The sequence below is a fragment of the Cupriavidus sp. 05T41 genome, from assembly GCF_056396525.1.
The window spans coordinates 1-5,450 of record NZ_JBFTLQ010000168.1 but is presented as its reverse complement, the minus strand read 5'-3'; the positions used below and the strand labels follow the sequence as shown (position 1 = coordinate 5,450).

Here is a 5,450-nt window from a genome sequence, read left to right as displayed (position 1 = left end):
GACCAGGTCCACCCAGAGGGTGAGCGGTAGCCACCAGCGGCGCTTTGGATCKGTGAAGGAGGCGAGCACCCAGCGACCGCCGTAACGCAGCAGTACATCGCGCGAGCTGCGTGGTGGCGATTCCACGGTGGGGGGCGGGAGGTTTGGGTCTCCCGCCATATACCGTTGCAACCATGTCCACGTTGATTCATTGTAATAGCCGATATGAGCCCCGATGATGGGAACTTTGACAAGTTCGCGTTCCGTTAGATTTGACGTGTATCCAACAAGATATAGATAGCCCTGGCCTTTGCCTCGATAGTAATCGATGGCCAACAACTCGTCCCAATCGAGAATCCAAAGGGAATCAGGACTTTCATCCGGATACGGGACGAAGTAAATCCTTCGCGCCCTGCGATCGACCCGCACAGTCGAACTGCGATAGCGAAGGCGATAACTCAGAATGCGTGATAAACTAATTATCAATAGATACGCGATCGGGAGTGTCGCGGCGGAACCAAACGGGAGTGGTGAATCCGTGTTTGACTGCAACAGTCCGACACCAATGATCATAAAAGCGCCAAAAATAATAAGCGCCCCCATGTGCCACGATATAGTTGTGTCGTTTCGCTGAAGAGTATCCGCTATCAGCACTATGCAATGTTCGCTCGAACGAAGGGTAGTAATGGTCGGTTTAACACTCGGATCGGGCTCTAGCGGTAGGGTCGTACTTGCCGAGCGAAACAGGCGCCATTTCCGCTGGGCGTTGGCAAACGTAGGCCGCATTGGGGAAGGGGATCGTATCTTCATCTGGACAMCTTGACTGGCCTTGAGGGGGAGCCTCATTAGCGATGGACCATGGTTGCTCACCTGCCCCTTACAATTTGTGCATTTCTATCCAAGTGGGTGCTTGCACACCGCCTTAAAGGAAGAGGGGTTAAGGCTGCTTGCGAAAATAGTGATCTGATTTTTTCACTCCTGGCGGTGAGAAATTCTTTCCCCATTTGGGTACTAGGTCTCCATCGTCCTTATGTAGTGAGAGCAGACACTCATGTGGTKAGTACGGTGCGACACCATATTGGTTGATGGTTTTTCCGTCGGAAAATTTAAAAAATAAAATATTTATCTTGTTCCCGATTGCTTTTGTGGTGCACATTATTTTCTGATCTTGCTGGAATCCTTGCCAGGAGATATGATTTTGATCGCGAATATAGGGGTGGTTATTTGCAGGTAATCAGTGATCCTTTCTTGTCTTGACTGTTGGTGGTCTTGGTAAGGGTCACGCAAACGATAATTGGGAAAKATTTTCTGGCGGTGGAGTCGGTAATTCTCATCGCTGAATTTCGGTGTGCTCGAAGTTCTCTTGTCTGGTGCGATGAGCTTATTTTTTGCCGGTCTGATCAAGAATCATTTTCATCTCGTTTGCACGATCGTATATTGCGTTCAGCAGGAAGTTGAGGCTCGTGACTCTCGTGGTGGTGAATTCGCCGGCCACATGCTCCGCTAGGAAGTTGTAGTTGCCATCTCGCCATCTAATCCAGTCGCGCTGTATCTTGTCCATATATTCCCTGTCTTCAGGTGCCAGTGTCTTGGCGACTTTTGAGTAATTTTCATTAAGGCGTTTCTTTTGAAAAGAAATCTCTTTTGTTACGCATTCAGATTGGTCGTTGATTCCCTTGGCATCCTTCGTGCAAGTTGAGAACTCGTTTGAGAAATGTCGGTCTTGAGCGTGAGCGGTGACAGAATAAATATATGAGATTAAATAAATTAATGATATTGTAGATGTAATTTTTAGTGGTCGCATAGTTAATTATTTGGTAATATCGATGCGTCAATGCTGGTTAAATTGGAGGGGGTCAGTTTTCGGATATTTCTTTTAGAATTGATCTTAGTTTATTTGTCGAATTCGTGGATGCGCTGTTCGCTGCGGACTGATGATAGGATGATGTCCCGTTCGAGATTGTTCCATTACTTATGGTCCTTCCATTTGGGGCTGCTATCGATGCCCATTCCTTCGCTGCCGCATACAGTGCATCGTCGATTGTGCCTTTCCCATTTTTTATGAAATCCKACAATGCTCCTCCACCGGCTTTGTCCAGAAGKAACTCGCTAAAAACGCGCTCCTGCATATTGGCGTCGTATTTCTCTGCTCCCGTGAGTGCTATTGATGTTTTCGCTAGTTTCAGGGTTGAGATGGTGGTTTGGTACTTTCCTGTTGCAAAGAGTCTATTGGTGTCAGTTCCAGATGAGGAATCGGTCGAAATGATCTGATCAATGGTTTTTCCCGTTACTGTGCCGGGCGGAGGGCTCATGTATGAATGCCCAACTTTCCCGTCAGGAACATCTTTGGTTCCGCTATTATAAGATTCGTACCCGCCTTCGCCATCAGAAATAATGTCACCGATTTCTCGGATTAATCTTTCCAGTCTGGCGGTGAGGCCTKAGAAGTTCCCGGCCAGCGCTACTGGATGAATATGAAACACGAACGGATCCGTGGGGAATCTCTCCACTTTTCCCGCTACATCGTCCCACCACATCAGCTTGGCAATGCGCGCCTTCTCGCTCTGCCAGGCGGGCTGAGCGGAGGGCGGCACGTTCTTGTCCCAGGCGTTCCAACTCGCCGGGTCGGCCTTCCACTCGCTCGGATAGCGAATGATCAGGCGTGATAGTTCGCCGAGCTTGCAGCGGCTGCGCTGGGCCGCCTGCAGTTCGCCTAGTGTCAGCCGGTGATCGGGGGTGGTATCGAGGCTGGCAAAGACCTTGCGCATGGGTTCGTCGAGCTGGGCGTCGTTGAGGGCCAACTCGCCGCCCTGAAACGCGGTCATCTGGTCGAGGGTGGTGAAGATGTTGCCGTAGCCTTCGCCCTTKGGCTTGGATTCAATGAGTTGGAAGTCCACCCATTCGTGCGGGGAGTGCAGGCTGACGCCGGCGTGGCCGGCTTCCCCGGCCCAGCCGATAGCGGTGGTGGTGTCGTCGCTGATCTGCACTTGCCACCAGCGCTTGCCGGCTTCGTCCATGGCATAGACGGTCGGTGGCTGGCTGGGGTCGCGCGTGAGCGGCCTGGCCTGCTCCAATACTGTCGTGTCGAAGCGTTGAGGATACGGGCCGTTGGCGGGACCATTGTCGACAAAGGTCAGTGGAAAGCTTGACCAGCCCTGTGCAAGGTCGGCCACCAGCAACTTGCCTTTTTCCAAGGCGTATAGGGCATTGAATGCCTGTTTTGTCATCCAGACCGGTTCGCTGCTGGCTGCGGCAAGCAGAATGCCCCGAAAGAGCGTGGCCCCCTGCTTGCCGGCGGTGCCCTGTTTCGGTGGGCGGACGATATCTTTCGCCGCGTAAGGCGTGCCATTGCTGTGGCGGAACAGCTTCGCGTCCGTCGCCCCTTTGGGCAGTGCATCCCCGGTCCCCTTGGCCCCCTTGGGCAGTACCGGCTTGCGCTCGATCCATTGCATGGTCTGGATCGGTTTGACCTTCACGTAGAGGGCATCCTCATGCGGGGTACCGTCCAGTTCCACCACGGTGTTGGCGGCCAGTAAGCCGGCCTGGGGTTCGGCGAGTGCAACATTGCGCAGCTTGGCGTTCGGCGCGATACGCAGCAGTGTCTTCTCCTGCAATTTGGCCGACGCCGCAGCCGCCCGGCTCTTGTCGAGGAAGCTTCTCAATTCGGGGCCGACAATGATCTCGTGATGCAGAATTACCCTGTCCTGGCCAGGGTCCTTGATTCGCCGGTATTCGCCCAGGTGGCCGAGCAAAGCGCCGGCCTTGATGGCGATGGCGGACGCGGGCGTGACCACGCTGTCGAAGGCCTCGGGGGCCTTGCCCTGGGCCTCCAGGTACGCGAGCAGCACMCAACCCTGTGCGGCCCCGGCCAATGGCTCCAGCTGTGCCGTGGACGGCGGGGCGATCTTGCCCTCCAGCACACTGCTGATCTTGACCCAGTGCTTGTCCGCGCTGCGTTGGGCGGCGGTAATGCGAGCGCCACGGGGCAGGATGCCGAGGACGACGCCCTTGGGATTCGGCTGCGAACAGATGCGCACCCCCACGACTACCGGATCGGTTGCGCTGGTCGCGGTGGACTGTTTGGGGCTTCCTTGCTTGTCTTTCTGGGGGGACGCTTGTTTGTMGCTCGCTTTCTGCGTTACGCGGTAGGCCGTTGCCGGCCAGTAGTCSGGRCGCTTGACCYTGGCRCCCAGKCGCTCGTAGTCRYTRAACGAGCGCAGGTGCATGGCCAGRCAGAAGTAGGTCAGCKTGTTGCCSGCCGGGTATTCGAGKGTGTGGCGRGTGAGGACGAAGCCGSTGCTRAAYGGYGYCTGCRCYGARCCGTTGGWCATGGGCACTKTCGSSATGCCGGGGACGGTGGGRTAGTCGCGGTTGACYTGRTARGCRAYGACMTCGCCYTTGGCRATGGCRCCCATGCCTTCGTCMAGCGACAGCGTGTTGGCCATCGCCTGSACGTAGTGAATGCCGCAATGCACGCCGGAGGGSCCCAGCGGRTAGAAGCCGTTGTCGGCMAGGCTGAGCGCCKTGTAGTAGAGCGCGGCGTCGCGCACCTCCTTGCCGGCTTTGTTTTTGAACGGAAACTTGAATATTGGGAACGAAGGCATAGTTACTCCGTGCGCTTACGCATCGCCCGAGAAGGAGAGGAAGATCTGTTCGTAGCGGGCAGCCAGGCCGTGGGCCTTGAGTACGTTCTGGAGGATCTGGGCTACGGAGAGGGTCTGGAAGATGCGCCAGTCGGAGGACAGGCGCAGGCGGGCGAGGGCGGGTTCGACCACGGCGCGGTAGCGCGTGCGGCGAAAGCCGGTGTCGCCTTGCTCGAAGCTGCTGACCAGCCCATGGACATGGCGCACCGGTTCGTCGCCACGCCAGAGGGTGAGCAGGGCGGGCCGGTCGGGATGGTAGCGAAGTCGAGGTCGGGGTCGGCCAACTGCACGTCGAGGTGGAAGGTCTCGKAGAGGGCTTCGTCGAGATCGAACGCGATGACCTCAAAGTCCACCCCGCCGACGACGGCGAAGGTGAAGCGCAGGTCGGATTGGCGTGCCATGCTATCTCCATTACGTCTTTGCGACGTGCTTGCGATCTGGGCGCCGACCAGGACGCACGGCCCAGCGGTGCGCGTTKGCCAATAGCTGCTCGCGGATGTCTGGCGGGTAGTTGTCGGCAGTGGACAAGGCGGGTATGGGCTTGCCCGGCAGGCCGGCCTCGCGGATGACTTTGGGCCAGCGCGGTCGCCAGCACAGCAGCAGCGATGCCCAGTGCGACAAGCCGAGGATGATGAAAGCCGGCGAAATCATCAGGCAGCCGACCCAGATGAGGGGACCGCCTTCGCGCAGGAAGGGCCCCAAGGCCTCGAACTGCGCGATGAAGGCTTGCCACGGCAACGGCAGTTGCGAGCTGATGCGCGGCTTCGGGACGGCCGACAGGCCGCCCTCGTTCATGTAGCGGCGGATGAACTCCCACTCCGCCTCCGC

6 protein-coding genes are annotated in these 5,450 nt (G+C 56.8%); all 6 read right to left on the bottom strand.

Translation table 11 applies throughout. The annotated features are described in order from the left end of the window. Positions 1–552: hypothetical protein (locus tag AC1DKV_RS39980; protein WP_477139699.1), on the bottom strand; the 552-nt coding region annotated here is incomplete at its 3' end. A 364-nt stretch (positions 553–916) separates the two neighbouring features. Beyond that, complete coding sequence (locus AC1DKV_RS39975; RefSeq protein ID WP_477139700.1) at positions 917–1,171, bottom strand: DUF5991 domain-containing protein; 255 nt, start codon at positions 1,169–1,171, stop codon at positions 917–919. A gap of 189 nt (positions 1,172–1,360) precedes the next feature. Beyond that, the gene (locus tag AC1DKV_RS39970) at positions 1,361–1,783 is read right to left on the bottom strand and encodes a lysozyme inhibitor LprI family protein (RefSeq protein WP_441650424.1); all 423 of its coding nucleotides are present in this window, start codon (positions 1,781–1,783) and stop codon (positions 1,361–1,363) included. A gap of 52 nt (positions 1,784–1,835) precedes the next feature. Beyond that, entirely contained in the window at positions 1,836–4,022 is a 2,187-nt protein-coding gene (locus AC1DKV_RS39965) for a hypothetical protein (RefSeq protein WP_477139698.1), read from the bottom strand. A gap of 576 nt (positions 4,023–4,598) precedes the next feature. Continuing rightward, positions 4,599–4,829: a contractile injection system protein, VgrG/Pvc8 family gene (locus AC1DKV_RS39960; RefSeq protein ID WP_477139697.1), complete on the bottom strand. Its 231-nt coding sequence runs from the start codon at positions 4,827–4,829 to the stop codon at positions 4,599–4,601. 204 nt (positions 4,830–5,033) lie between these two features. Further along, positions 5,034–5,450, bottom strand: a 417-nt coding sequence (locus AC1DKV_RS39955) for a DUF6708 domain-containing protein (RefSeq protein ID WP_477139696.1), incomplete at its 5' end; no start/stop codon positions are given.